The 22,329-nt window shown below is 68.4% G+C and carries 23 protein-coding genes; 9 read left to right on the top strand and 14 right to left on the bottom strand.

Translation table 11 applies throughout. The annotated features are described in order from the left end of the window. Position 1: 1 nt before the first annotated feature. The 6 genes from NUV79_RS11205 to NUV79_RS11180 are packed head-to-tail and all read right to left on the bottom strand — an operon-like array spanning position 2 to position 5,884. Positions 2-811 carry a purine-nucleoside phosphorylase gene (locus tag NUV79_RS11205; protein WP_257733161.1) on the bottom strand — a complete coding sequence of 270 codons (810 nt, stop codon included), beginning with the start codon at positions 809-811 and terminating at the stop codon, positions 2-4. Positions 812-847: 36 nt separating this feature from the next. Beyond that, complete coding sequence (locus tag NUV79_RS11200; protein WP_257733160.1) at positions 848-1,258, bottom strand: cytidine deaminase; 411 nt, start codon at positions 1,256-1,258, stop codon at positions 848-850. A gap of 1 nt (position 1,259) precedes the next feature. Continuing rightward, on the bottom strand, positions 1,260-2,234 hold the full coding sequence (locus tag NUV79_RS11195; protein WP_257733159.1) for an ABC transporter permease: 975 nt from the start codon (positions 2,232-2,234) through the stop codon (positions 1,260-1,262). After that, complete coding sequence (locus NUV79_RS11190; RefSeq protein WP_257733158.1) at positions 2,234-3,337, bottom strand: ABC transporter permease; 1,104 nt, start codon at positions 3,335-3,337, stop codon at positions 2,234-2,236. The genes NUV79_RS11195 and NUV79_RS11190 overlap by 1 nt, the downstream gene beginning before the upstream one ends. Continuing rightward, positions 3,334-4,863 carry an ABC transporter ATP-binding protein gene (locus NUV79_RS11185; protein ID WP_257733157.1) on the bottom strand — a complete coding sequence of 510 codons (1,530 nt, stop codon included), beginning with the start codon at positions 4,861-4,863 and terminating at the stop codon, positions 3,334-3,336. Before NUV79_RS11185 ends, NUV79_RS11190 begins: the two co-directional genes overlap by 4 nt. 16 nt (positions 4,864-4,879) lie before the next feature. Beyond that, positions 4,880-5,884 (bottom strand): BMP family lipoprotein, encoded by a 1,005-nt coding sequence (locus tag NUV79_RS11180; RefSeq protein ID WP_257733156.1) that lies wholly within the window; start codon positions 5,882-5,884, stop codon positions 4,880-4,882. A gap of 171 nt (positions 5,885-6,055) precedes the next feature. Between NUV79_RS11180 and NUV79_RS11175 the strand changes: the two genes are divergently transcribed. Together NUV79_RS11175 and NUV79_RS11170 are read left to right on the top strand one after the other, a co-directional pair. Continuing rightward, the gene (locus tag NUV79_RS11175) at positions 6,056-6,847 is read left to right on the top strand and encodes a HesA/MoeB/ThiF family protein (RefSeq protein WP_257733155.1); all 792 of its coding nucleotides are present in this window, start codon (positions 6,056-6,058) and stop codon (positions 6,845-6,847) included. Positions 6,848-6,894: 47 nt separating this feature from the next. Further along, the gene (locus tag NUV79_RS11170) at positions 6,895-8,610 is read left to right on the top strand and encodes a TgpA N-terminal domain-containing protein (RefSeq protein WP_257733154.1); all 1,716 of its coding nucleotides are present in this window, start codon (positions 6,895-6,897) and stop codon (positions 8,608-8,610) included. Here the strand turns inward: NUV79_RS11170 and gshB are convergent. The 3 genes from gshB to rsmI all read right to left on the bottom strand — a co-directional run bounded on the left by gshB (position 8,607) and on the right by rsmI (position 10,926). Then, on the bottom strand, positions 8,607-9,551 hold the full coding sequence (gene gshB / locus NUV79_RS11165) for a glutathione synthase (RefSeq protein ID WP_257733153.1): 945 nt from the start codon (positions 9,549-9,551) through the stop codon (positions 8,607-8,609). The two genes, NUV79_RS11170 and gshB, sit on opposite strands and share 4 nt — an antisense overlap. A gap of 74 nt (positions 9,552-9,625) precedes the next feature. Continuing rightward, positions 9,626-10,021 carry a YraN family protein gene (locus NUV79_RS11160; protein ID WP_257733152.1) on the bottom strand — a complete coding sequence of 132 codons (396 nt, stop codon included), beginning with the start codon at positions 10,019-10,021 and terminating at the stop codon, positions 9,626-9,628. After that, positions 10,018-10,926, bottom strand: coding sequence for a 16S rRNA (cytidine(1402)-2'-O)-methyltransferase (gene rsmI, locus NUV79_RS11155; protein ID WP_257733151.1), 909 nt, complete (start codon positions 10,924-10,926; stop codon positions 10,018-10,020). Before rsmI ends, NUV79_RS11160 begins: the two co-directional genes overlap by 4 nt. A gap of 185 nt (positions 10,927-11,111) precedes the next feature. On the opposite strand from rsmI, the gene NUV79_RS11150 reads away from it, so the two are divergent. Continuing rightward, positions 11,112-12,320, top strand: coding sequence for a penicillin-binding protein activator (locus tag NUV79_RS11150; protein WP_257733150.1), 1,209 nt, complete (start codon positions 11,112-11,114; stop codon positions 12,318-12,320). 63 nt (positions 12,321-12,383) lie between these two features. On the opposite strand, the gene NUV79_RS11145 is transcribed toward NUV79_RS11150, so the two are convergent. The 5 genes from NUV79_RS11145 to NUV79_RS11125 all read right to left on the bottom strand — a co-directional run bounded on the left by NUV79_RS11145 (position 12,384) and on the right by NUV79_RS11125 (position 17,910). After that, positions 12,384-13,019 carry a thioredoxin family protein gene (locus tag NUV79_RS11145; protein WP_257733149.1) on the bottom strand — a complete coding sequence of 212 codons (636 nt, stop codon included), beginning with the start codon at positions 13,017-13,019 and terminating at the stop codon, positions 12,384-12,386. A 29-nt stretch (positions 13,020-13,048) separates the two neighbouring features. Then, entirely contained in the window at positions 13,049-15,214 is a 2,166-nt protein-coding gene (locus tag NUV79_RS11140; RefSeq protein ID WP_257733148.1) for a protein-disulfide reductase DsbD family protein, read from the bottom strand. Between the two features lie 161 nt (positions 15,215-15,375). After that, positions 15,376-16,152, bottom strand: a complete 777-nt coding sequence (locus tag NUV79_RS11135) for an ABC transporter ATP-binding protein (RefSeq protein WP_257733147.1) — start codon at positions 16,150-16,152, stop codon at positions 15,376-15,378. Continuing rightward, positions 16,128-16,880, bottom strand: coding sequence for an ABC transporter permease (locus NUV79_RS11130; protein ID WP_257733146.1), 753 nt, complete (start codon positions 16,878-16,880; stop codon positions 16,128-16,130). Before NUV79_RS11130 ends, NUV79_RS11135 begins: the two co-directional genes overlap by 25 nt. Positions 16,881-16,884: 4 nt before the next feature. After that, entirely contained in the window at positions 16,885-17,910 is a 1,026-nt protein-coding gene (locus NUV79_RS11125; protein WP_257733145.1) for an ABC transporter substrate-binding protein, read from the bottom strand. A gap of 160 nt (positions 17,911-18,070) precedes the next feature. Between NUV79_RS11125 and NUV79_RS11120 the strand changes: the two genes are divergently transcribed. From NUV79_RS11120 to NUV79_RS11095, 6 genes are all read left to right on the top strand, one after another. Then, positions 18,071-18,538: an Lrp/AsnC family transcriptional regulator gene (locus NUV79_RS11120; protein WP_052232492.1), complete on the top strand. Its 468-nt coding sequence runs from the start codon at positions 18,071-18,073 to the stop codon at positions 18,536-18,538. A gap of 44 nt (positions 18,539-18,582) precedes the next feature. Further along, positions 18,583-19,905 carry a phosphopantothenoylcysteine decarboxylase domain-containing protein gene (locus tag NUV79_RS11115; RefSeq protein WP_374679181.1) on the top strand — a complete coding sequence of 441 codons (1,323 nt, stop codon included), beginning with the start codon at positions 18,583-18,585 and terminating at the stop codon, positions 19,903-19,905. A 3-nt stretch (positions 19,906-19,908) separates the two neighbouring features. Continuing rightward, positions 19,909-20,370, top strand: a complete 462-nt coding sequence (gene dut / locus NUV79_RS11110; RefSeq protein ID WP_257733143.1) for a dUTP diphosphatase — start codon at positions 19,909-19,911, stop codon at positions 20,368-20,370. After that, positions 20,367-20,819 (top strand): RrF2 family transcriptional regulator, encoded by a 453-nt coding sequence (locus NUV79_RS11105; protein WP_257733142.1) that lies wholly within the window; start codon positions 20,367-20,369, stop codon positions 20,817-20,819. The genes dut and NUV79_RS11105 overlap by 4 nt, the downstream gene beginning before the upstream one ends. Before the next feature lie 87 nt (positions 20,820-20,906). Beyond that, positions 20,907-21,878 carry a cysteine synthase A gene (gene cysK / locus NUV79_RS11100; RefSeq protein ID WP_257733141.1) on the top strand — a complete coding sequence of 324 codons (972 nt, stop codon included), beginning with the start codon at positions 20,907-20,909 and terminating at the stop codon, positions 21,876-21,878. After that, positions 21,875-22,327 carry a GNAT family N-acetyltransferase gene (locus NUV79_RS11095; RefSeq protein WP_257733140.1) on the top strand — a complete coding sequence of 151 codons (453 nt, stop codon included), beginning with the start codon at positions 21,875-21,877 and terminating at the stop codon, positions 22,325-22,327. The genes cysK and NUV79_RS11095 overlap by 4 nt, the downstream gene beginning before the upstream one ends. Positions 22,328-22,329: the final 2 nt, after the last annotated feature.

Raw genomic sequence — 22,329 nt, 5'->3', positions numbered from 1 at the left:
CTTACAGCTCCGACAGGAAGGCGCGCATCAGGCGCTTGAGCGCACCCGCCGCGAGGCCCGCGACATCGCGCGTCTCGGTATGGTGCGGCGTGCCGCCATGGAGCCCTGCGCCCATATTGGTGACGATGGACAGGCCGGCGACGCGCAGGCCGTGGCGACGCGCCAGGATCACTTCCGGCACGGTCGACATGCCCACGAGATCGGCGCCCAAAACCTTCGCCATGCGGATCTCGGCCGGCGTCTCGAAGCTCGGCCCGGTGAACCACATGTAGACGCCCTCGCCGAGCGGGATCGCCGCCCGCTGGGCCGCGCGCTTGAAGCGGCCGCGCAGATGCGGGTCATAGGCATCGACCATGGGCACGAAGCGCCCGTCGCCCTTGTCGCCGATCAGCGGGTTGGGGCCGTTCAGGTTGATATGGTCGGTGATGAGGGCAAGGCTGCCCGGACGCATCTCCGGCGAGAGCGAGCCTGCAGCATTAGTCAGGATCAGCGGCGGCGAGCCGAAGGCGGTGAGCACGCCGAGGGGCACGCGCATCACCGCGGAATCACCGCCCTCGTAATAATGGGCGCGGCCTTCGTAGATCAGTACCTTGCGGCCATGCAGCGTGCCATAGCAGAGTTGGCGGGCGTGGCCGGAAACCTCGCCGCGCGGGAAACCCGGCAGATCGGCATAGGGAATGCGCACGGCATTCTCGATATCCTCGGCGACGGCGCCGAGGCCGGTGCCGAGCACGATCGCGCAATCGATGGCATCGACGCCACGTTCCGCCAGGATCGACGCCACCTTGTCGAAGGCCGGATCAGCCGCCATCGCTCACTCCCTCCCAGCCGCCGAAGCGGCCCCGCATCAGCGCGGCAAATTGGCCGGTCCGAAGGAGGCTGGCAACAGCTCCTCCAGCGTGAAGCGCGCGCGGATGCCCTCGGGCCCGGCGATCGCGACCGGCGTCTCCGGCGTGGCGAATTCGCGGATGCGCTGGCGACAGGCGCCGCAAGGCGTGACCAGCTCGGCGCCCTCGCCGAAGACGAGCACGGCGCGGATCGCCTTCCCGCCGGCCGCGATCATCGCCGCGATCGCCCCGGCCTCGGCGCAGGAGCCGACAGGATAGGCGGCGTTCTCGACATTGCAGCCGGCATGGACGGCGCCGTCATCGGCGAGCAGCGCGGCGCCGACCTTGAAGCGCGAATAGGGCGCATAGGCGCGCGGCTGGATCGCGGCGGCAGCCGCGAACAGGGCCTCGAAATCGGGTTCGGCCGGCAAATCAGCGTTCCTTGACATAGGGCAGGCCGGAGGCCTTGGGCGGCGTCGCCTTGCCGATGAAGCCGGCGAGCAGGACGATGGTCATCAGATAGGGCAAGGCCTGGATCGCTTCCACCGGCACGAGGCCGATGCCGGGCAATGTCACACCCTGAAGCCGGATCGCGACCGCGTCGAGCAGGCCGAAGAGCAGGCAGGCGCCCAGCGCCGGCCAGGGCCGCCAATTGGCGAAGATCACGGCGGCGAGCGCAATGAAGCCGCGCCCCGCCGTCATGTGCGGGAGGAAGCCGGCCGATTGCGCCACCGCGAGATAGGTGCCGCCAATGCCGCAGAGCACGCCGCAGATCGCAACCGCGCCATAGCGCAGGCCGGCGACCGAGATGCCGGCCGTGTCGACCGCCGCGGGGTTCTCGCCGACGGCGCGAATGCGCAGGCCGAAGCGGGTACGCTTCAGGACGAAGGCCGTGACGATGACGCAGAGCAAGGCGAGATAGGCCGGCGCACCGTGGCCCGAGACGACCTCGTCATAGATCAGGCCGAGCCCGGGCACGTTTTCGCGGGCCCAGCGGGCGAAGGGCAGGCTGATCTCGCCGAAGCGGGCGGCGCCCTCCAGCGAAGGCGTGCGCCCGCCCTGCCCGTACCAGGCATTGCCGAGGATCACGGTGAGCCCAGCCGCCAGCATGTTGATGGCGACGCCGGAGACGATCTGGTTGCCGCGCCAGGTGATGGCGGCGAAGCCATGAACCAGCGCCAGCGCCAGGGCAGCGAGGATGCCGGCGCCGAGCCCGATCCAGGCCGAGCCGGTGACGAAGGCCGCGACCGCCGAGGCGAAGGCGGCGATCAGCATCTTGCCCTCCAGGCCGATATCGACGACGCCGGCCCGCTCCGACCACAAGCCCGCCATCGCCGCGCAGATCAGCGGGATCGACAGCCGGATCGTCGAATCGAGGATGACGGCGATGAGCTGGAGCAGGTCCATCAGGCCGCCCCCCGCCCGGTTCGCAGGACGCTCGCGACAAGCCGCCGGAACAGCCCGTCGAGCGCCCCCGCGAAAAGCACGAGCACGCCGCCGATGACCACGACCATGTCGCGGGTGATGGCGGGCTTGTCGAAGGAGAGTTCGGCGCCGCCCTGGTAGAGCACGCCGAAGAGCAGGGCGGCGAGGCCGACGCCGACCGGGTGGCCACGCCCCATCAGGGCGACCGCGATGCCGACGAAGCCGTAGCCGGCGGTGAAATCGAGCACCAGCCGATGCTGGACGCCGAGCGCCTCGTTGACCGCGAGCCCGCCGGCGAGCGCGCCCGAGATCGCCATCGCGATCATGGTCACAGTGGCGGGCGATATGCCGGCATAGGCAGCGGCGCGCGGATTGGCGCCAACGGTGCGGATCGCGTAGCCCAATCGCGTGCGCCAGATCAGCAGCCAGACGGCGACGAGCGCCATCAGGGCGAGGAAGAAGGCGCTGTTCAGTGGGGTCGAAGGCAGCTTCAGGCCGAGCGGCGCGAGCAATTGATGCATCGGCGTCAGGATGGCGCCGGCCGGGAAATCCGGGGTCTCCGGCTGCATCGAGCCGGGTTTGCCGATGACCTCACGCAAGAGATAGACGATCAGCGTCGCCGCGACGAAGTTCAGCATGATCGTGGTGATGACGACATGGCTGCCGCGCTTGGCCTGGAGCCAGCCGGGAATGAAGGCCCAGAGCGCGCCGCCCGCCGCCGCTCCCAGGATCGCGAAGGGCGCGGCGAGGAAGCCGGGCAGCGTGGGCAGCGCAAGGCAGACGATCGCCATGGCGATGCCGGCAACCGTCGCCTGCCCCTCGCCACCGATATTGAACAGGCCGGCATGGAAGGCGACGGCGACCGCAAGCCCGGTGAAGATGAAATTCGTGGCGTAGTAGAGCGTGAAGCCGATGCCCTCGGTACTGCCGAGCGCACCGCGCAGCAACAGGGCCGTCGCCTCGAGCGGATTCTCGCCGATGCCGATGACGACGAGCCCGGCGACGAGCAGGGCTGCTGCGACCGAAACCAGCGGCACCAGCGCGATATCGGCCCAGCGCGGCAGTTCGACAGGGGCGGCGCTCATGCGGCCTCGTCCGTCACGCCGGCCATCAACAAGCCGAGATCGCGTTCGTCGGCCTTCTCCGCGGCCCGCTCGCCGGTGATCCGGCCGCCGCACATGGCAATGATCCGGTCGGAGAGCGCCATCACCTCCTCCAGCTCGACCGAGACGAGCAGGATCGCGACGCCGGCATCACGCAGTGCCACCAGCCGGCGATGGATGAACTCGATCGCGCCGATATCGACGCCGCGCGTCGGCTGGCCGACGAGCAGGACTTTTGGGCCGCGCTCGATCTCGCGGGCGAGCACGATCTTCTGCTGGTTGCCGCCGGAGAATTTCGCCGTCTTCAGCGCCGGATCGGGCGGGCGCACATCGTAGGCCGCGAAGGCCTCGCGGGCATGGGCCTCGATGCGGGCCGGCGAGAGCAACGGGCCGGAACCGAAGGCGGGATCGTGCTGATAGCCTAGAATGGCGTTCTCGGCGGCGGAGAAGGCGGTGACGAGGCCGCTGCGGTGGCGATCCTCGGGAATATGCATCAGGCCGAGATCGCGCATGCGCGCCGGATGGCGATCGGCGGCAGCCAATATCTGCCCGCCCAGCCTGATCACGCCGCGGCTCGGCTGGATCAGGCCCGCCAGCACCTCCAGCAATTCGCTCTGGCCATTGCCGGCGACACCGGCGATGCCGACGATCTCACCGGCATGGAGCGTGAGATTGACGTCCTTCAAGGTCTCGGTGCCGCGCCCGTCGCGGCAGGACAGGCCGACCGCCTCCAGCACCGGCGCGCCACGCGCGCGCGGCTGTTTCTCGACGCGCAGCAGCACGCGCCGGCCGACCATCGCCTCGGCCAAAGCCGGCGGCGAGGTTTCCGCGGTGGCGACATGGGCGACCATCTCGCCACGGCGCATCACCGAGACGCGGTCGGTCACGTCCATGATCTCGCGCAGCTTGTGGGTGATCAGGATCACCGTCTTGCCCTGCGCCTTCAGCGCCCGCAGCAAGGCGAAGAGCTGGTCGGCCTCGGCCGGGGTCAGCACCGCCGTGGGTTCGTCCAGAATCAGGATTTCGGCGCCGCGATAGAGCGCCTTGAGTATCTCGACGCGCTGCTGCAGGCCGACGGAGAGCTCGCCGACGATGGCGTCGGGATCGATCGCAAGGCCGTAGTCCTGCGAAAGCTTCGCGAGGGCGGCCCGCGCCTTGCCGACACCGCCTTTCAGAAAAGCCCCGCCCTCGGCGCCGAGCACGACGTTCTCGACGACGCTCAGCGTCTCCACCAGCATGAAATGCTGGTGGACCATGCCGATCCCGGCCGCGATCGCATCGGCCGAGGAGCGAATGCGGCGCGGCTCACCGGCGATCCTGATCTCGCCGGCATCGGCCTCGTAGAAGCCGTAGAGGATCGACATCAGCGTCGACTTGCCGGCGCCGTTCTCGCCGACGATGCCATGGATCGAGCCAGCCGCAACCGACAGGGACACGTCCCTGTTGGCGGCGACCGGGCCGAAACGCTTGGAGATGCCGATCAGCGCGATGGCGGGCGCGGAACTCAAGGGAGCCGACCGCGCCTCACATCGTGCATTTCTGGTCGGACATGTAGTCGTGGACCTTGACCGTGCCGGCGATGATATCGGCCTTGGCCTTGTCGGCGGCGGCCTTCATCTCCGGCGTGATCAGGGCCTTGTTGGCGTCGTCCAGCGCCCAGTCGATGCCCTCTTCCTTCAGGCCGAGCACGGAGACGCCCGGCTTCCAGGAGCCGTCCTGCGCCGCCTTGAAGGAATTATAGGCGGCGACATCGACGCGCTTGAGCATCGAGGTGAGCACCTTGCCGGGATGCAGGGCGTTCTGGTTGGAATCGACGCCGATGCCGAGCTTGCCGGCATCCGCCACGGCGCGCAGCACGCCGATGCCGGTGCCGCCCGCCGCGTGATAGACCACGTCCGCTCCGCGATCGATCTGGGACTTCGCGAGCTCGCCGCCCTTGACCGGGTCGTTCCAGGCGGCCGGCGTCGAGCCGGTCATGTTCTGGAAGATCTCCGCGCCGGCCTTGCCGGCCTTGACGCCCTGGACATAGCCGCAGGCGAACTTGCGGATGAGCGGGATATCCATGCCGCCGACGAAGCCGACCTTGCCGGATTTCGAGGCCATCGCCGCCAGCAGGCCGACGAGATAGGAGCCCTCATGCTCCTTGAAGACGACCGACTGCACGTTCGGCAGTTCGACGACCATGTCGATGATCGTGAATTTCAGGTTCGGGAACTCGGCCGCGACCTTCTGCAGCGCCGTCGCCTGCGAGAAGCCGACCGCGATGATCGGCGAATGGCCGTCGCGGGCGAAGCGGCGGAGCGCCTGCTCGATCTGGGCGTCGTTGGTCGGTTCGAAATCGCGGAAGTCGACATTGGTCTCCTTCTTGAACTTCTCCGCGCCGATGAAGACGCCCTCGTTGAAGGATTTGTCGAACTTGCCGCCCTTGTCATAGACGATCGCGGGCTTGATCGTCTGCGGCTGCGCCAGAGCGGCCACACTGGAAAGCGCAACGCCGGCAAGCGCCGCCGCGAAAGAACCCAAACGCATCGAACCGATCCCCTGTTGCAGCCGGGCGCCGTTGTCCGGCCCTCGATGGCGGCACGATGGCATGGCCCGAGCGCGCGGCCAAGCTGGCGAAAGGTCATGTCCCGTGCAAAGGCCCGGCAAGACCGGCGCGGCGATTGCCGAACGCCCGCCAGCGGCCTTAGGCTGTCACCCATGATGCTGAACGACGACGAGATCGAGCGCTATGCGCGCCATATCGTCCTGCCGGAGATCGGCGGGCCCGGCCAGCAGCGGCTGAAGAACGCCCGCGTCCTCGTCATCGGCGCCGGCGGACTCGGTGCGCCCCTGATCCAGTACCTGGCGGCGGCCGGTGTCGGGAAGATCGGCATCGTCGACGACGATATCGTCTCGCTCTCGAACCTGCAGCGCCAGACCATCTTCTCGACCGAGGATATCGGCGCGCACAAGGCGGTGGCCGCTGCCCGCTTCGTGCGCAACCTCAACCCGAATGTCGTGGTCGAGGAGCATGTCACCCGCATCGACCCGCACAATGCCCGCGCGATGATCGCCTTCTACGACGTGGTCGCCGAAGGCTCCGACAATTTCGCGACGCGCTATGCCGTCTCCGATGCCTGTTTCCATGAGCGCAAGCCGGTGGTGATGGGCGCGCTCGGCCGTTTCGACGGCTCGCTCACCACGATCCGCGCCCATGAGACCGGGGCTGACGGAAAGCCGAACCCAACCTGGCGCTGCCTGTTCCCGGAGGCGCCGCCGCCCGGCGCGATCCCGACCTGCGCGGAAGCCGGCGTGCTCGGCGCCCTGCCCGGCATCATCGGCTCGCTGATGGCGCTGGAGGTGGTGCGCGCCATCACCGGCTTCGGCGAGCCGCTCGTCGGCAAGCTCCTGCTGCTCGATTCGCTGGCGATGCGCTTCGAGACGCTGCGCTATGGCTGGGACGAGGCCAATCCGCTCAACGGCAACATGCCGCCGGAAGGCCGATCTTAACCCGCCCCTGCTAGCAAGCCTCGTCGACAGGGACGAGGAAGAGCGCCATGCAGGCCGGTGGCACGATCGAGGCGCGTGTTTCGACAGGAGCGCGACGGCTCCCGAACCTGCCGCTTGCCCTGCTCGGCGCCGCCATCCTCGCCTGCGCGTTGCTCTTGACGTTGCCCCTGACATTGCCGCTCGGGCCGATGTATTGGGACCTCGTCCTCTATCTCGACGCCGCCAACCGGATCGGCGACGGTCAGGTGCCGCTGATCGATTTCATCGCCCCGGTCGGGCCGCTCGGCTACTGGCTCTTCGCCGGGTTCGACGCGCTGTTTCCCCGCGCGCATCCGCTCCTGCTGGCGCAATGGTGCCTGTTCGCCGTGACGGCCCCGGCCATGGCCGTGGTCCTGCATGCCATCGGCCGGCAATCGCGCGCCACGGCAATGGCACTGCTCCTGCCCTACCTCGCCTTCCAGATCCTGCCGGTAAATGTCGAGCATTACTCCTTCTTCCCCGGCACGGACGGGTTTGGCATCTACAACCGGCATGTCAGCATCGTGCTCTACGTGCTGGTTTCAGGTCTGGTCTTCCTGCGCGGCCCCGCGCTCGGCGCCGTCATCGGCTGGACGCTGACCGCCCTGTTCCTGATCAAGATCACCGGCTTCCTCGCCGGCGGCCTCGTCACGGCTTTCGCGCTCGCGGCCGGGCGGATCGGCTGGCGCCAGAGTCTCGTGATCGCCGCTGCGGCCGGACTGGGAATGCTCGGCCTGGAACTCGCGACCGGGCTCGTCAGCGCCTATCTCGACAGCATCCTCGCGCTGATCGCGATCAATGCCGGCGGCATCCTGCCGCGCTTCGTCCAGGCCGCCTCGCTGCATCTCGACATCGTCGGCGCCGGAACGGCGCTCGGCCTCGCGCTGCTCTGGCTGGACCGGCGCGATATCGCGGAGGCCGCGCTTGCGCTCCGCCACCGGCCGTCGATGGCCAATCTCGCCCGCCTGCTCGACCGCGAGGTCGCATGGCTCGCGGTCGTCCTCGCCGCAGGGTTGTTCTTCGAGACCCAGAACACCGGCGGGCAAGCCTTCATCTTCATCTGGCCGGTCCTGCTGGTGATCCTGTCGCGCTGGCTCGGCAGCGGGCGGCGCGGCGCGCTCGTGATCTGCGGCCTCGTCGCCGCCACCGCGATCCCGCCGGCCGAAACCGTGCTCCAGCGCGGCGCGCGGGCGCTGATGGCCCAGGCCGGCTATGCCGCGCTGCCTAACCAGCATCTCGGCCGCCTCGGCCAGGTCTCGCAGCATGCCAATGTCATCACCCGTGCCAGCACGATGCTCGACCTCTACGCCGCCCATCCCGCCACCTTCCGGGATTTTGCCGCCCGCGAGATGCTGCCGTCACCGCAGCTCTATTCGGAACTGGACTTCCAGGCGTCCTGGCTGATGGCGGTCGATGAGGGCGTCTCGGCGATCCTGGCGCATGAGCAGGCGAGCGGGCGCCGCTTCGAGACGATCATGAGCCTCAACTTCGTCAACCCGTTCCCCGCCGTGATGGGCCGCAGCGCGCCGCGCGGCATCGCCATCGGCGCGGACCCGTTCCGCGCCGTGCCGAAGCCGGACGATACGGAGATCACGCTCGCCCGCGAGGCCGACCTCGTACTGTATCCGCTCTGTCCGGTCACGGTCGCGAACGAGGCCCTGCGCCGGATCTACGAGCCGGTCCTGGAGGGCCGGCGGGAGATCGCGCTCGGGCGCTGCTGGAAGGGCTATATCAGGGCGAGTTAGCGCCCGCGCTTCGCCTCGATCACGTCAAAGAGCTGCGCCGCGAGGTCCGGGCCGCCGAGCTTCTTGATCGCACGCACGCCGGTCGGCGCAGTGACGTTGATCTCGGTGAGCTTGCCGTGGATCACGTCGATGCCGACGAGCAGCAGGCCGCGCTCGCGCAAGGTCGGGCCGATCGCCTCGCATATCGCGAGTTCCTGCTTCGACAGGTCGGTCGGGCGCGCCGCTCCGCCGCGCACCATGTTGGCGCGCAGATCACCCACCGCCGGGACGCGGTTGACAGCGCCGGCCGCCTTGCCATCGATCAGGATGATGCGCTTGTCGCCCTCGGTGACCTCCTTGATGAAGCCCTGCACCACCCAGGGCTCGCGGAAGAGGTTGCTGAACAGGTCGAAGAGCGAACCAAAATTCGGATCGCCCTTGCCGGTCTTGAAGACGGTCGCGCCGCCATGGCCGTAGAGCGGCTTCATGACGATCTCGCCATGCTCGTCGCGGAAGGCCTCGATCTCCGCCTTGTCGCGGGTAATCAATGTCGGCGGCATCAATTCGGGGAAATGGGTGACGAGAATCTTTTCGGGCGCATTGCGCACGGAGGTCGGGTCGTTGACCACCAGCGTCTTCGGGTGGATGCGCTCCAGCATATGGGTGGTGGTGACATAGGCCATGTCGAAGGGCGGGTCCTGCCGCAGCAGCACGACGTCCAGCGTCGAGAGATCGACCTTCTCCTCGGCGCCGGCGGTGAAATAATCGCCATCGACATCGCGCACGTTGACCGGGCGCATCGGCGCGGTGACCTTGCCGTCGCGCATCGAGAGCTTGTCGGGCGTGTAGGTGTAGAGCGAGTGGCCGCGCGCCTGCGCTTCCAGCATCAACGCGAAGCCGGTATCCCCGGCAATCCGGATGCGCTCGATCGGGTCCATCTGGATGGCGACGTTGAGGCTCATGACAGGCTTCCTGTTGCAGGCAGGCGGTTCTTATCGGACCGCAGACCGGGTTCCTGCAAGTGGGTGGCCTTGCGTCAGAGGACAAGCGCGAAGGCGGCGGGGACATGGCGCGGCCGGCGCCAGGGCGCCAGGAAGACCGCATCGGCCCGCAAATGATGATCGATGGCCCAGGCATTGCGCGAGAGCCAGTGCCGGATGCGCCGCTCGACGAGGCGCTGCTTTTCCGGAGTTATCGCGATCATGGCGTCGTCTAGCCGACCGCGCGCCTTGACCTCGACGAAGGCGATGGTGCGGCCGCGCTTCATCACGAGATCGATCTCGCCGCCCTTGCCGCCGAAGCGCCGTTCCAGCAGGCGATAGCCCTTGGCGCTGAGCCAGAGGATGGCGAGCCATTCGGCGCGGCGCCCGGTCAGGCCCGAGCGCTTTGCCTTATGGCTGCGCCCGCCCGGATCGGCGCCGGCCCTGCTCACGGATCGTCGCGGGTGAGTTCGAGCGCGCGGGCATAGACCTTGCGGCGCGGCTGGCCGGTTTCGGCCGCGACCTGCGCCACCGCTTCCTTCAGCGACACCTTGGCCATGGCCGCGCGCAGGCGCTCGTCGATCGCCTCGTCGCTGGTGACGAGATCGGCGGCGCCGGGCGGGCCGATGATCACGACGATCTCGCCGCGTGCCTCCTCCTCGCTCTCGTAATGGGCGGCGAGTTCCGGAAGGGTGCCGCGCCGGACCGTCTCGTAGAACTTGGTGAGTTCGCGCGCGACGGCGCCGGAACGTGCACCGAGCACGGCGGCGGCGTCCGTCAGCATCTCGGCGAGGCGGCGCGGCGATTCGAAGAAGACCAGCGTGCCGGGAATGGCGGCGAGCTCGGTCAGGCGCGTGCGGCGCCCTCCCGATTTCGGCGGGAGGAAGCCCTCGAAGAAGAAGCGGTCGGTCGGCAGGCCGGCCAGAACCAAGGCGGCCAGCACGGCGGAAGGGCCGGGAATGCCGGTGACGGGCAGGCCTTCCGCCACCAGTTCGGCGACAAGCTTGTAGCCGGGATCGGAGACGAGCGGCGTACCGGCATCGGAGATCAAAGCGAGCTTGCCGCCCTCGCGCAGCTTCGCCAGCACCTTGGGCCGCATCTGCGCGGCATTGTGCTCGTGATAGGGCAGGAGCGGCGTCGATATCCCGTAATGCGCCAGCAGCGTCTTCGACGTCCGGGTGTCCTCGGCCAGGATCGCATCGGCGGCGGCGAGCGTCGCCAGCGCCCGGAACGAGATGTCGCGGAGATTGCCGATCGGCGTCGCGACGATATGCAGGCCCGGCGCCAGCGGCTCGGCCTCGGCCTTCAGGCCGAAGGCGGTGTAGCTGGGGGGGCGGGCGGCGGTATCGGTCGACATGGCGCCACGCTGCCACAGCGGCTGCGCCCGCGCCATGGCAAGGCGCGCGCCGACCGCTGCAACCTATAGTTAACAACTTGAAAATAGGCTTCCGCACTGGCACGAGAGGTCCGGGGGTAGAACAGTTCCGCAGGACCTATCGCCGGGCCGCGTTTCGCCGGCCCGGTCACGACTGGAGATCGCCCGTGTTCCACCATCGGCATATCGCACCGATCCTGCGGTTCAAGGCACGGGCCTTCGCCGTGATGCTGCCGCTTGCGCTGGCGGCCTGCGGCGGCGGCACCTCCGGCCTGCCGGGCTTCGATTCGGGCACGCCCGCGGCCGGCGGCGGCGCGCCGACCGGCCAGACCATCGGCACCGGCAAGGTCAAGGTCGGGCTCATCCTGCCGTTGACGGCCGAAGGCCAGGGCGCCGTCGTCGGCAATTCCCTGAAGAACGCCGCAGAAATGGCGCTCGCCGAATTCCCGAACGCCGACCTGATGCTGCTGGTCAAGGACGATCGCGGCACGCCGGAAGGCGCTCGCGCCGCGGCGCAGGAGGCCCTGTCGGAAGGGGCAGAACTGATCGTCGGCCCGCTCTTCGCGCCCTCCGTCCAGGCGGTCGGGCAGGTGGCGCGCGCCGCCAATAAGCCGGTCATCGCCTTCTCCAGCGATTCCAACGTCGCCTCGCGCGGCGTCTACCTGCTCTCCTTCCCGCCCGAGAACGACGTCAACCGCGTGATCGGCTATGCCGCCCAGCAGGGCCGCAAGTCCTTCGCAGCGCTCGTGCCGGACACCGCCTATGGCAAGGTTGTGGAAGCCGCGTTCCAGCAGGCCGCCGCCAATCGCGGTGTCCGCGTCGCCGCGATCGAGCGCTTCAGCTCGGACCCGGCCGCGATGAAATCCGCGATCCAGCGCCTGATGCCCTCGCTCGCCCAAGCCGATGCCCTGTTCGTGCCGGCCGCCGCCGACACGATGCCGACCGTGGGCCAGCTCCTGCAGGAGGCCGGCTACAACCCGGCCAAGGTCAAGCCGCTCGGCACCGGCGTGTGGAACGACGCCAGCATCGCGCGCGTGCCGGCGATCCAGGGCGGCTGGTTCGCCTCGCCCGACACGGCCGGGTTCAACGCTTTCGCAGGGCGCTACCAGCAGCGCTTCAACAGCGCGCCGACCCGCACCGCGACGCTGGCCTATGACGCGGTCTCGCTGGCGGCGGCGCTGGCGCGCACGCAAGGCTCGCAGCGCTTCTCCGAGGCCGTGCTGACCAACGGCTCGGGCTTCGCCGGGGCGGACGGCGTCTTCCGCTTCCGTCCGGACGGACAGGTCGAGCGCGGGCTCGCCGTACTCGAGCTGCGCAACGGCCAGATCGTCACGATCAACGCCGCGCCGCGCGATCTCGGGCCGAGGTCGCAATAGGCGCCCAAACGACAACGGCCGGGCAAAGCCCGGCCGCTTCCTGATCGCGTTGGGTTACGTGCCTCAGCTCAGCGGCGCATATTTCACCACGCAGCCATAGGCCTTGGTGCTGGCTTCCGAGACCGGCTTGCCGGCCTTGAGCTCGGCGACGGCCTGGCGGACATAGCTCTTGGCGCCTTCGAGGCTCGCCGCCGACGAGGTCGGCTTGTCGTCGATCGCGCCCATATAGGCGAGCGTGCCCTTGGGATCGATGATGTACATGTGCGGCGTGGTCTGCGCGCCATAGGCGCGCGCCACCTTGCTGTTCGGGTCGAGCAGGATGCCGGCCGGGGCGGCGTTGCGCTGGACCGTCAATTCCTTTGCCTTGGCGGCATCGACATGCCCCTGCTCGCCCTGCGGCGAGGAGATCACCGAGAGCCAGACCACGCCCTCCTTCGCCATGTCCTTCTGCAGATTCTGCATGGTCGCGCTGTTATAGTGCTTCCGGACATAGGGGCAGTCATGGTTGGTCCATTCGAGGATCACCGTCTTGCCGGCGAACTCCGAGAGGTTGCGCGTCTTGCCTTCGACATCGACCGCCTGGAAGGCGGGAGCGGGGGCGCCCACCTTGGCCGCGCCTTGCGCGAGACCGGCTGCCGGGAAGGCGAGGCCCGCGAGGGCAAGGCCGGCGATGAAAGTCTGTCTGGTCAGGCTTTGCATGTCTGTCTCCCTGGGTTGATGTCGAAAACCTATGGCAGAGCTGCCGTCTTCGTGGTGCGCCCGGCCGCACGCTCGGCCGCGGCGATCAATCCGTCCACGGTGAGGAGCTGCGGCAGGATCTCGGCCTGCGCCTCCCTGCGGGCGGGGTAGAACAGATAGAGCGGCACGCCGGCGCGGCCCTGCTCGGCCAGCGCCTTGGCGATGCGGCTGTCGCGATTGGTCCAGTCGGCCTTGAGATAGACGACGCCGAGCTTCGCAAAGGCGTCCTTCACCTCCTGTCGGGAGAGCGCGACGCGCTCGTTGGCGATGCAGGTGATGCACCAGGCGGCGGTGAAATTGACGAAAACCGGCTTGCCCTGCGCCTGCAGGGCTGCGACGCGCTCGGGCGACCAGGCCTCGATATCGCCGGCCCGCGCCTCGGTCGCCGCGCCGGGAATGGCGTTCTGAACGGTGAACCAGCCGGCGCCGAGCACGACCAGCGCCGCCAGCACCGAACCGAAAGCACGCCGCGCGAAAGAGCCGCGCGTGACGCCGACGAGCCAGACGGCGAAGCCCGCCGCCAGCACGGCCACGAGCGCCGCGAGCACGCCCTGCGGGCCGCTCTGCACCGAGGCGACCCAGATCAGCCAGATCGCGGTCGCGAACATCGGGAAGGCGAAGGCCTGTTTCAGCACCAGCATCCAGCGGCCGGGCTTGGGCAGCAGGCGCAACAGGCCCGGAGCGAAGGAGAGCGCGACCACAGGCAGGGCGAAGCCCAGCGCCAGCGCCATGAAGACGGACAGCGCCACCGCCGGAGGTTGCGTCACCGCATAGCCCATCGCCGCGCCCATGAAGGGCGCCGTGCAGGGCGTCGCGACGACGACCGCAAGCACGCCGGTCATGAAGGCGCCGAGCCGCCCGCCCCGGCTGGCGAGGCCATCGCCGAGACCGGTCACGGAGGTACCGATCTCGAAGGCGCCGAGCAGGTTGAGGCCGATCAGGATCATGACCACGGCGAGCCCGATCACCAGCGGCGGGGACTGGAGCTGGAAGCCCCAGCCGACGCTGCTGCCGAGGCTGCCCAGCGCGATCACAGCGCCGGCCAGCACCATGAATGTGATGAGCACGCCGCCGAGGAAGAGCAGGCCCTGCTCGCGGACCTCGGAGCGATTGCGATGCGCGAGCTGCGCGAAGCCGAGCGCCTTGATGAACAGCACCGGCAGCACGCAAGGCATCAGGTTGAGGATCAGGCCGCCGGCGAAGGCAAAGGCAAGCGCCGCCCAGAGCGTGAGATCGGCGCCCTCGGCCGGCATCGGAATGCGTATGACGGTCGGGCGGGTTTCAGGCGCAGCCGTCGCGCCGGCCGCCATCAGGGCGGGATCGGCATCGGCGAGGAGGGTCAAGGCCCTCGGCGCACCCGCCTCCGTGAAGGTCAGGACGCCGGAGATTTCGGGCTTCTCCAGCTTGAAGGCGCTCGAACGGGTCAGCGTCAGGACGGGCTTGTCGCCGGCCACAAAGGGCTGGTCGGCCGCATGCTCGATCAGCGTGTCGGAGATCGGGAAGAAGCGCAGATCGGCGACACCTGCCGGCAATCCCGGCAGGTCGAGGACGAGCTTGCCGGCATCATCACGCAGCTTGCCGCGGAAGGGCGCCGGCTTCGGCAGCGCCGCGATGGCGGCATCGATCCGCGCCTCGGCAGCCTGATCGATCGTGCTTGCAGCGGCGACGGGCAGATCGAGCGTGAAGGAGCCTTCCTCGGGAATGCAGATCTTCTCGCAGACGAGCCAGGTCGCCTCGGCCTTCAGCGCAAAATTCTCGCCCGGCTTGGCATCGGCCGGGACGGTGATCTCGAGCGGCAGCAGGACCGTGCCCTCGAAGCCGAAATTGACGAGGGGCTCGACCCGGATCGCCTTGGGCGCCGGCCACTGGATATCGCCGGCGGTCGCGCCGGCCGGCAGATCCCATTTGATCTGGGTCGGCTCGCCGGAATCGCCGGGATTCAGCCAATAGGTATGCCAGTGCGGCGCCAGCTTCTGGACGAGCGCGACCTTGAAGCGCTCGCCCGGCGCGACCGCGTCCCGGCTCGACAACAGGGTCGCGGTGACGCGCGGCGAGGTGACGGCGGCGGATTCGGCGGCGAGCGCAAAGCCCGGAATCGCCAGCCCGAATGCCAGCACTGCCCCGCGCAGGAAACGCTTGCCGAAATGAAGCCGCATGATGCCGTCGCAATCCCCGATCATCCCGACCCCATGCCTCAATCCGCCCTTTCGTGCCAATGACAAGGCAGTGAGGCGGGGTCAGGAGTATTCTGGGCGATCGGGCGTCTGGAGGCAGCGTGCCATGATGTCGCCGCCCCTATGCGGAGCGGCGCAGTTGGTCAGATCGCGGCGCCGTCGGTGACGATGTCGGCGCCGAGGCCCTGGCGGACCGCTCGCACGATCTCGGCCTCCGCCGCCGCGCCACGCCGGCGCGGGCGGGGTGCGTCGATGCGGTGCTCGGCGATGATCTGGCCGGGCGCGCCCGACAGGACGACGACGCGATCCGCGAGATAGGCGGCTTCGTCGATATCATGGGTGACGAAGAGCACGGTCTTGCCGGTGCGCTGCCAGACGCGGATCAGCTCGTCCTGCAGGTTCTCGCGCGTCAGGGCATCCAGCGCCGAGAAAGGCTCGTCCATCAGCAGGATTTCCGGCTCGACGGCGAGTGCGCGGGCGAGCGAAACACGCTGACGCTGCCCGCCGGAGAGCTGATGCGGCCAGCGCTGGGCCAGCGGCGCGAGGCCGACGAGATCGAGCATCGCGGTCGCCTTGGCGAGACGCTCGGCACGGGGGGCGCGGTCTTCGAGCCCGAAGCCGACATTGGCGACGACCTTGCGCCAGGGCAGCAGGCGCGAATCCTGGAAGACCAGCGCGACCGGCCGGCGCGTCCGGTCTTTCGCGTCGATGACCACCTCCCCGCCGCTCGGCTTGGCGAGGCCAGCGATGACGCGCAGCAGGGTCGATTTGCCGACGCCGGACGGGCCGACGATGGCCAAAAACTCGCCGCGGCCGACCGAGAGATCGAGCTTGCGCAGGACCTCGGTCTCTTCGCCGTCGCGGGTGAAGGTCAGCGACAGACCCCTGATATCGATCACGCTTTCCAACGCAGCACCCATTTCTGGAAGGCGACGAAGCCGGTGTCGAGCAGGCCGTAGAGCGCCGCCATCGTCAGCATGTAGACCACGACGATATCGGTCGCGAGCAGGCTGGATGCCTGCATCATGCGCTGGCCGACACCGGCGACGCCGAAGATCTCGGCCGCGACCACCGCCATCCAGGCCTGGCCGAGCGCCGTCCTGATGCCGACGAGGATGCCCGGCAGGGCCGCCGGCAGCAGGATCTTGAACAGGCGCTGCCAGGGGGAGCGAAAGCCGAAGGCGTCGGCGACCTCGATGAGATCGCGGTCGACGCCGCGGATCGCGCCTTGCGCCGCGAAGAAGACGATCCAGAACACGCCGATGGCGATGATGAAGACCGCTGCGCCCGGCGTGACGCCGAACCAGATGATGGCGAAGGGCACCCAGGCGAGGCCGGGGATCGGCCGTAATACCCGAACGACCCAGGCCGTCGCCTCCTCGGCGATCCGGGACATACCGATCAGCACGCCGAAGGCGATGCCGAGGCCGGCGCCGACGAACAAACCGACGAAGTAGTGCCAGAGCGAACCCAGTATGGCCGCGAACCAGGCGCCGGAGGAGAGCTCCCGCATGAAGGCTTTCGGCAGGGCGCTCGGCCCCGGCAGGAAAGCCGGATTCACCAGTCCGAAGAAGGGCATCGCCTCCCAGAGCAGGAGGAAGGCGACGAGGCCCAGAAGGGCGAGGGCCGGAGCCCGAAGCGTGGTCACGATATCAGCCGCCCACCTTGACCGCGCGCTCGTAATACTGGGTCTCGAACAGTCCGTCGAAGGGGAGTTCCTTCTCCAGCGAGCCGAGCTTGACCTGGTAGGCCTGCATCGCACGGGACGGCTCGATGATCTTGCGCGGGTCGATCTCGAACTTGCTGGCCGGCGAGACCAGCGCCTTCTGGATCAGTTCGGGATCGACGATGCCCTTGCCGAGGGCGGCGCCGACATGGGGCGCGGCCTTGTTCGGATCGGCCTTGATCAGAGCGGCTGCCCTGACGAGGCCAGAGACGAGGTTCTGCACGGCCTGGGGATTTTTGGTGGCGAAGGCGCCGGAGACGGCGACGACCGTGCCGGGCTGGCCCGGAAAAACCTCCTCACCACCGGCGACGAGCTTGATCTGCGGGTTGCGGGTCTGGAGGATGGTCAGCGCCGGCTCGCGGACGGAGCCGCCATCGACCGCGCCTGCGAGGATCGCCTGCTGGGTCGCGTCGATGCCCATCGGCACGATCTCGACATCGGCCTTGTCGACCTTCGCGACCTCCCAGAGCCAGTATTGCAGCGTCGTGTTGGGCACCGAGCCGGCCGGCTGGGTGGCGAGGCGCGCGGCCTTGCCGTTGGCGGCCCGGAAGGCCTTGAAGGCGGCGGCGGCATTGGTGCCCGCCGTGAAGAACTTGGTCAGCGACGGCGCACTGACCACGACGTTCTCGCCGATCGCGGTCGAGGCGACGACGCGGATATCGATGCCGCGCGAGCGGGCGACAGCGAGCGGCGCGACGCCGGCGACATAGACGTCGATTGTACCCGAAGCCAGCGCCTGGATCATGTTCGGGCCGGATTCGAAGACGGTAACGGCAACATCGATGCCGCCCTGCTTCAGCCAGCCTTCGCCATTGGCGACGAAGAACGGCGCCGTGCCGACGATCGGGATATAGCCGACACGCGCGGCGACACTCTGGGCGCGGGCCGGAGCGGCGAAGGACATGGCCGCCGCGAGGCTCGACCCGGCGATGAGGAACTGGCGGCGATCCATCGTTCAAATCCCTTTCAAAAGCAGGCCCAAACGAGCCCCCATTGACAGATTGAGAAAAGGATTTTCTATCTGGATGCAATAGATGAGCTAGAAAAAGATAATTCTTCTCTTTCGTGCGAAATCTGCGAAACGAATTTCTCCAGATAGCGAGCTTGAAAGAATGGACGCCATCGACCGCAAGATTCTGACCGTGCTCCAGGCGGACGCGAATATCTCGATCGCGGAGCTCGCCGACCGCGTCGGGCTCTCGCAGACCCCTTGCTGGAAGCGCATCCAGAAGCTGGAACAGGCCGGCGTGATCCTGAAAAGGGTCGCGCTGGTCGCGCCCGAAAAGATCGGGCTCGGCCTCACCGTCTTCGTCCAGATCGAGACGGCGGACCATTCCGGCCCGTGGCTGGAGAAATTCGCGCAGATGGTCGCGGCGATGCCGGAGGTGATGGAGTTCTACCGGATGGCGGGCGATGTCGACTACATGCTGCGCGTCGTCGTCGCCGACATGGCCGCCTATGACGGCTTCTACAAGAAGCTGATCGAGACGATTCCGCTCAAGAACGTCACGTCGCGCTTCGCGATGGAGCGGATCAAGGCGACGACGGCCTACAAGGTGCCCGATCTGCCCCGCAACTGAGGAAGGCGGGGCAACGCGCCGCGCATGACAGCGCGGCGCGGCTGATGCTACGTAACGGACAGTTCGCCATTCGCGCTGCCCGAGGAGCCGCCTTGTCTGCTTCCCGCTCCGTTCTCCTGATCATCGGCGGCGGCATCGCCGCCTACAAGATGCTGGAGGTCATCCGCCGGCTGAAGGATCGCGGCATCGCCTCGCGCTGTATCGTGACCAAGGCCGGCGAACAGTTCGTCACGCCGCTGACCGTGTCCTCGCTGGCGGGCGAGCGCTGCTTCACCGACCTGTTCTCGCTGACCGACGAGGCCGACATCGGCCATATCCAGCTCTCGCGCTCGACCGATCTCGTCGTCGTCGCGCCCGCCACCGCCGACCTGATCGCCAAGATGGCGAACGGGCATGCCGACGACCTCGCCTCGACCGCGCTGCTCGCCACCGACAAGCGCGTGCTGATCGCACCGGCGATGAACCCGCGCATGTGGCAGCACCCGGCGACGCGCCGGAACATGGCGCAACTCGAAAAGGACGGCGTGCTCGTCGTCGGCCCCAATGTCGGCGCCATGGCCGAGCGTGGCGAGAGTGGGCCGGGCCGCATGGCCGAGCCGCCGGAAATCCTCGCCGCGATCGAGCTCGCGCTCGCCGGCGAGAAGCCCAATGCCCAGCGTGCCATCGGCTTCCTTGGCCGGCTGCCGGGCGGTGACCTTGCGACAGGCTCTCTGGCAGGCCGGCATGTGCTGATCACCTCGGGGCCGACGCATGAGCCGATCGACCCCGTGCGCTACATCGCCAACCGCTCCTCCGGAAAGCAGGGTCATGCCATCGCGGCGGCGGCCGCGGCTGCTGGCGCGCGCGTGACGCTGGTCAGTGGGCCGGTAAATTTGCCGGATCCGGCCGGGGTCGAGACCATCCATGTCGAATCGGCCCGCGAGATGCTCGCCGCCGTCGAGACGGCGCTGCCGGCCGATATCGCGGTCTTCGCCGCCGCCGTCGCCGATTGGCGCGTCGCCGATGCGGCCTCCGACAAGCTGAAGAAGGATGGCAAGGCGCTGCCGCCGCTCTCGCTGGTCGAGAACCCCGACATCCTCGCAACGATCGCGCATCGCAAGAGCGGGCGCCCGCCGCTGGTCGTCGGTTTCGCGGCGGAAACGCAGAACGTGATCGACTATGCCCGCGCCAAGCTGGGCAGGAAGGGCTGCGACTTGATCGTCGCGAACGATGTCGGCGGCACCGGCGTGATGGGCGGCGATGCCAATACCGTGCATCTGGTTACCGCGACCGGCGTCGAGACCTGGCCGACCCTGCCGAAGGGCGAGGTCGCCGCGCGGCTGATCGCCCATATCGCGGGGCTCGCGCCGGCCCGGCAGACGGATTGAGCGATGGTCTCGGTCCTGCTGCAACGCCTCCCGCACGGCGCCGACCTGCCCTTGCCAGCCTATGAGACGGAAGGCGCGGCCGGGCTCGACCTGCGCGCCGCCATTGCCGAAGGTTTTTCGCTCGCCCCGGGCGAACGCGCGCTCGTGCCAACCGGGCTCTCCATGCAGCTACCCGAGGGGTTCGAGGGGCAGGTGCGTCCGCGCTCGGGGCTGGCTGTCAAGCATGGTGTCACAGTCCTGAACGCGCCCGGCACGATCGACAGCGACTATCGCGGCGAGGTCAAGGTGCCGCTGATCAATCTCGGGCAGGAGCCCTTCGCCATCGCACGCGGCGACCGGATCGCGCAGATGGTGATCGCACCGGTGACGCGAGCCGTCCTGACCGAGGTTGCAGGGCTCGACGCCACGGCGCGCGGCACGGGCGGCTTCGGCTCGACGGGCGTCAGCGGAGAGAAGCGGCCATGATCCTGCTCTCGCGCCGCAGCCTGCTCGCCATCGCCGCCGTGGTCGATATCGCCCTGCATGCAAGGCCGCAGCCGGTCGCCGCCAAGCTGCTCGCCGCGCGCCATGCCCTGCCGCCGCGCCATCTCGAAACCCTGCTGCAGACGCTGGTGCGCGTCGGCATCCTCAAGGGCGTACGCGGCCCGCGCGGCGGCTACGAGCTCGCCCGCGAGCGCCGCAAGATCACGGCCGGCGACATCGCGCGCGCCGCGATGCAGGAAGCGATCGAGGAAGCGCTCGGACCGGAGCCGCAATCGCGACTGGTCGACGAGGTCATAGGACCCGAGGTCGCGCACGCTTCGGCGGCGTTCCTCGCGGCGCTGGACACCGTGACGGTCGAGGAACTGTGTCGCAGGGCGCAGGCCAAGGCCGTCTTCGGCGAGCCCGGAGCGAAATCCGATTTCACGATTTAGTCATGTGATTTATTTCTTTATTCGACAGATTCTGTGAATTGATCTAGCGTCGCGACCGAACGTTCTCTCGTCCAGAGGAGTCATGTCATGGCCGAAGCACAGAAGACGACGAAGGCGCCCGGACGCGGACGCATCTACAACTCGATCACCGACACGATCGGCGATACGCCGCTGGTCAAGCTCAACCGCCTGCCGGCCGAGCGCGGGGTCAAGGCGACGATCCTCGCCAAGCTTGAGTTCTTCAATCCGATCTCAAGCGTGAAGGACCGCATCGGCGTCAACATGATCGATGCGCTGGAGGCTTCCGGCGCGCTCAAGCCCGGCGGCACGCTGATCGAGCCGACCTCGGGCAATACCGGCATCGCGCTCGCCTTCGTCGCGGCAGCCCGCGGCTATCGCCTGATCCTCGTCATGCCGGAGACGATGTCGCTGGAGCGGCGCAAGATGCTCGCCCTGCTCGGCGCCGAGCTGGTGCTGACCCCCGGCCCCGGCGGCATGCGCGGCGCCGTCGCCAAGGCCGAGGAGCTCAAGGCCGAGATCGCAGGCTCGATCATCCCGCAGCAGTTCGAGAACCCGCATAATCCCGAGATCCACCGCAAGACCACGGCGGAAGAGATTTGGAACGACACCAATGGCGCGGTCGACATCGTCATCTCCGGCGTCGGCACCGGCGGCACCATCACCGGCGTCGGCCAGGTGCTGAAGGCGCGCAAGGCGAGCGTGAAGATGGTCGCGGTCGAGCCGGAGGATTCTCCCGTCCTGTCGGGCGGCCAGGCCGGCCCGCACAAGATCCAGGGAATCGGTGCCGGCTTCGTGCCGGGCATCCTCGATCGCGGCATCATCGACGAGGTCGTCACCGTCGGCAACCAGACGGCGTTCGAGACGGCGCGTGCGCTGGCCAGGAGCGAGGGCATCCCGGCCGGCATCTCGTCGGGTGCTGCCGTCGCGGCGGCGCTCGAAGTCGGCGCCAAGCCGGAGAACGCCGGCAAGACCATCGTGGTGATCATCCCCTCCTTCGCCGAGCGCTACATCTCCAGCGCTCTGTTCGAGGGGCTGTGACCGCAACGGCCATCCAGATCGTCCGGCTGGCGGAGAGCCTGCCGGACGATTTCGAGGCCTTGCGCCATGAGGCGAGCGCGGAAAGCTACCGCTTCATCGAGGGGCTGCGCGAGGAATGGCTCGCCGGCCATTATGGTGGTGGGGACGAGCGCTTCGTCACCTTCGCCGCCTTCCATGAGGGTGAGCTCGCCGGCATCGGCGCCCTGACGCCCGACCCTTACGACCCTGCGCCTGATCTGCTGCGCGTCCGGCATGTCTATGTCCGGCCGCTGCATCGCGGCGCCGGCATCGGGCACGTGCTGGCTGCCGCACTGATCCAGCAGGGGCTCGATCTGGCGCCGCGGCTCTCGTTGCGCGCCGCCGATCCGCGCGCAAGCGCCTTCTGGGAAGCCAACGGCTTTGCGCCCGATACGAGCGGGACGCGCCGCTCGCATCTGCTGACGCGCTAGCG

Origin of the sequence: Allobosea sp. 47.2.35 (assembly GCF_024655635.1) — a bacterium.
In the GTDB taxonomy this organism is placed as follows: Bacteria; Pseudomonadota; Alphaproteobacteria; order Rhizobiales; family Beijerinckiaceae; genus Allobosea.
The sequence above is the reverse complement of the archived record's forward strand: the minus strand, read 5'-3'. Positions and strand labels throughout refer to the sequence as shown.

Coding starts and splice junctions, on each gene's coding strand:
- NUV79_RS11205 (WP_257733161.1), bottom strand. CDS start 811: ATGGCGGCTGATCCGGCCTTCGACAAGGTGGCGTCGATCCTGGCGGAA.
- NUV79_RS11195 (WP_257733159.1), bottom strand. CDS start 2,234: ATGGACCTGCTCCAGCTCATCGCCGTCATCCTCGATTCGACGATCCGG.
- NUV79_RS11190 (WP_257733158.1), bottom strand. CDS start 3,337: ATGAGCGCCGCCCCTGTCGAACTGCCGCGCTGGGCCGATATCGCGCTG.
- NUV79_RS11180 (WP_257733156.1), bottom strand. CDS start 5,884: ATGCGTTTGGGTTCTTTCGCGGCGGCGCTTGCCGGCGTTGCGCTTTCC.
- NUV79_RS11175 (WP_257733155.1), top strand. CDS start 6,056: ATGATGCTGAACGACGACGAGATCGAGCGCTATGCGCGCCATATCGTC.
- NUV79_RS11170 (WP_257733154.1), top strand. CDS start 6,895: ATGCAGGCCGGTGGCACGATCGAGGCGCGTGTTTCGACAGGAGCGCGA.
- gshB (WP_257733153.1), bottom strand. CDS start 9,551: ATGAGCCTCAACGTCGCCATCCAGATGGACCCGATCGAGCGCATCCGG.
- rsmI (WP_257733151.1), bottom strand. CDS start 10,926: ATGTCGACCGATACCGCCGCCCGCCCCCCCAGCTACACCGCCTTCGGC.
- NUV79_RS11145 (WP_257733149.1), bottom strand. CDS start 13,019: ATGCAAAGCCTGACCAGACAGACTTTCATCGCCGGCCTTGCCCTCGCG.
- NUV79_RS11140 (WP_257733148.1), bottom strand. CDS start 15,214: ATGCGGCTTCATTTCGGCAAGCGTTTCCTGCGCGGGGCAGTGCTGGCA.
- NUV79_RS11135 (WP_257733147.1), bottom strand. CDS start 16,152: ATGGGTGCTGCGTTGGAAAGCGTGATCGATATCAGGGGTCTGTCGCTG.
- NUV79_RS11125 (WP_257733145.1), bottom strand. CDS start 17,910: ATGGATCGCCGCCAGTTCCTCATCGCCGGGTCGAGCCTCGCGGCGGCC.
- NUV79_RS11120 (WP_052232492.1), top strand. CDS start 18,071: ATGGACGCCATCGACCGCAAGATTCTGACCGTGCTCCAGGCGGACGCG.
- NUV79_RS11115 (WP_374679181.1), top strand. CDS start 18,583: ATGCTACGTAACGGACAGTTCGCCATTCGCGCTGCCCGAGGAGCCGCC.
- dut (WP_257733143.1), top strand. CDS start 19,909: ATGGTCTCGGTCCTGCTGCAACGCCTCCCGCACGGCGCCGACCTGCCC.
- NUV79_RS11105 (WP_257733142.1), top strand. CDS start 20,367: ATGATCCTGCTCTCGCGCCGCAGCCTGCTCGCCATCGCCGCCGTGGTC.
- cysK (WP_257733141.1), top strand. CDS start 20,907: ATGGCCGAAGCACAGAAGACGACGAAGGCGCCCGGACGCGGACGCATC.